The sequence below is a fragment of the Kutzneria sp. 744 genome, from assembly GCF_000568255.1.
In the GTDB taxonomy this organism is placed as follows: Bacteria; Actinomycetota; Actinomycetes; order Mycobacteriales; family Pseudonocardiaceae; genus Kutzneria.
Genome location: NZ_KK037166.1, coordinates 10,245,288 through 10,248,140, shown reverse-complemented (window position 1 = coordinate 10,248,140; position 2,853 = coordinate 10,245,288). Strand labels below are relative to the sequence as shown.

Annotated in this window: 3 protein-coding genes; all 3 read right to left on the bottom strand. The window is 70.5% G+C overall.

Annotated elements, in window-relative coordinates:
- Nucleotides 1-811: hypothetical protein (locus KUTG_RS62530; protein WP_043726344.1), on the bottom strand; the 811-nt coding region annotated here is incomplete at its 3' end.
- A 286-nt stretch (nucleotides 812-1,097) separates the two neighbouring features.
- On the bottom strand, nucleotides 1,098-2,009 hold the full coding sequence (locus KUTG_RS46605; protein ID WP_043726342.1) for an alpha/beta hydrolase: 912 nt from the start codon (nucleotides 2,007-2,009) through the stop codon (nucleotides 1,098-1,100).
- A complete protein-coding gene (locus KUTG_RS46600; protein WP_369794682.1) occupies nucleotides 2,006-2,818 on the bottom strand; it encodes an SDR family NAD(P)-dependent oxidoreductase in 813 nt (270 codons plus the stop codon). The genes KUTG_RS46605 and KUTG_RS46600 overlap by 4 nt, the downstream gene beginning before the upstream one ends.
- Nucleotides 2,819-2,853: the final 35 nt, after the last annotated feature.

Here is a 2,853-nt window from a genome sequence, read left to right as displayed (position 1 = left end):
CCGGCAGCTCGTAGTCGGTGGTGTTGGTGTGGTAGGCGTGCAGCGCCTCGGCCGCGCGGCCGGGCTCGTTGCGAGCCAGGTACACCGTGGCGGCCACCGACAGCGCGAGCTTGACGCCGGCCGTGCAGGCCCGCTCGGCCGCCGTGGCGACGGTCTCGTCGACCTGCTCCAGCGCCTCGTCGTACCGGCCGGCCTGGAGGTCGAGCAGTGACCGCAGCGACGGCACCAGCGCCCCGAACGCGTGCAGGCCGGCGCTGTCCACCAGGTTCTGGATGGTCGTGACGACGCCGGCCGCCTGGTCGGCGATGTGGATGTCGGACAGCTTCTTGGCCAGCAGCAGCTGCGCGTACAGGTTCCACACCGGCGTCTCGCGGTCGACGCTGTGAATCGCGCTCCGATTGAGCATCAGGCCGTCGAAAAGGTTGCCGGAATGCCATTGGATATTCGACTGTATGCAGAGCGAGACAATGCGCGGCGGGCCGGCGGCCGGGGTGACCTGGCCGGCGCCGTAGGTTTTCCATCGGTCCGAGCCCCGGTCGACGAACTCGAGCAGGAACATGCGCAGCGCGAGCACGTCCAGATAGCCGCCCCCGTCCGGGTCGAGCCGCTGGAGCGCCTTGTCGATCAGGGCCAGCGACGGCTCCAGATCGCCCCTGATCAGATGGATTCCAGCCTCGCTCACCAATCGGAACGCATCGGGCTCGGAAATGTCCGCGCGCAGGGCCGCGATCAGGTACAGGACGTCGCTGACCAGCGACGGCGCCGCTTCCCCGACGGCGTCCGGCGCGGCCCGACTTTCCCCATGGCTCATAGGTCAACCCACTTCCCCCGACGTGGTCAACGCTCAGCCAGTAAAGCACACGCGCAAGGGCGCGTCATCCGCCCAAACCCCTGCTCCCCTTGCTCTTTTCAAGATCGATCTCGAATCGTCCCCGGTGGGGGACGGCGTGACCACACAGGGGTTGGGCCCACTAAAAGCCCGCCCTTACGGGCAGCCCCCTCGCGTGACCCAGGTCACGGTTGCCCGACCTCGTTTCGTGACGTCGACGGGGCGTTAACCAGAACCGAGCCATCCTCGATTATCCGGGTTCGAACACTCAGGAAATTATCGATTTCGACGTGTCGAATATTCGACGGAGATAATCACCGACGTCCTCCAGCGAATCGGCGGCAGCGCGGACGAGACCGGCCTGAACCTGACCGGCGTGCCAGAGATCCGGGCTTTCCACATAACGCAGTTGAATTCCGGCCCGACGCAGCAGGACCGCGAGTTGCAGGCACTGGTCGTAGAGCATTTCCCGCAGCCCGGCGTGCAGATACGTCGGTGGCAGCCCGGCCATCGGGCCCAGCTGCGGCGCGTACACCGGGTCGACCGGATCGCCGTCGCCGCGGTAGGCGTCCGCGCAGGCGAAGCCCCACGGCCGGTTGACCACCAGGTCGCGGTGCCGCGAGGCCCGCTTGGCCGGGTTCGCCCACGGCGAGAGCAGCACCAGCGCGGCGGGCTGCACGCCGCCCCGCGCGACGATGGCCTGCGCGGCGGCGAGCGCGATGCCGCCTCCTGCGGAGTCGCCGGCCAGCGCGATCGTGCCGGGCGCGTACCCGGTCCGGCCCAGTGCGTCGAAGGCCGCCACCGCGTCCTGCACCGGGGCCGGGCAGGAGTGCTCGGGCGCGAGCCGGTAATCCAGCAGGTAGACCGGCCGCGCAGCCGCCCGGGCCAGGTGCGCGGCCAGCGACCGGTGCGTGGCGATCGAACCCACGGTGTACCCGCCGCCATGGAGGTACAGCACCGCTCCGGGCCCGGCCGTCTCCCCCGCGGACACGACCTCGGCCCGCCGTTCGCCGAGCCACAGCGTGCGCGTGGTGGCCCCGGGCGGCATCGGCTGCGTGCGCGCCGCGACGTCGAGCAGCAGCCGCTGCACCTTCCACGGCAACCGCCGCTGGAAGGTCAGCCGGTAGAAGGGATGCAGCAGCACGCGGGCCAGCGGCAGCGGGATCGACGGCCGGTTCACGACGCCTGCTTGCGCGGCGCCACGGCGAGGAACCGTGAGTACCAGGCCCAGAACCGCTGCGAGCCGATCGGCGTGACCCGGTTGAGCAGGTCGAACAGCTTGGCCTCGCCGCCGATGAGAATCCGCGCCCGCTGCCGCCGCACGCCCGTGAGGATCGTCCTGGCGGCCATTTCCGGGCTGTGCAAGGCCATCCGCCGGTCGAAGACCCGCGCCACCGAGTCCGGGTCGAGCCCGTCGGCCACGCCCGCGCTGCGGGCCACCGACGTCCTGATCCCGCCCGGGTGCACGCAGCTGACCCGCACCGGATGCCGGGCCACGAGCATCTCCTGCCGTAGCGACTCGGTGAACCCCCGCACGGCGAACTTCGACGCCGAGTACGAACTCTGCCCCGGCAGCGTGATCAGGCCGAACAGACTGGACACGGCGACCACGTGCCCGTCGCCGGAGTCGATCAGGTGCGGGAGGAAGGCCTTGGCCGTGTTGACCACGCCCCAGAAGTTCACGTCGAGCACCCGCTCGATGTCCTTGAACTCCTCCCGCGCCACCTCGCCGTAGTAGGCGATGCCGGCGTTGGCGTAGACCTGGTTTACCACGCCGAAATGCGCCCTCGTCGCCGCCGCGTAGGCCAGCACGGCCTCGCGTTCGGTGACGTCGAGCTGGTCCGTGCGCACCTCGGCGCCGCGGGCCTCGCACCGCACCGCGGTCGCCTCCAGCCCGTCACGGTCCACATCGGACAGTGCGAGCCGGGCGCCGCGGGCGGCCAGGTCCACGGCCAGCGCGCGGCCGATGCCCGAGCCGGCGCCGGTGATCCCGCTACCTTGCCCGTGAATCCCGTGCTCATGGT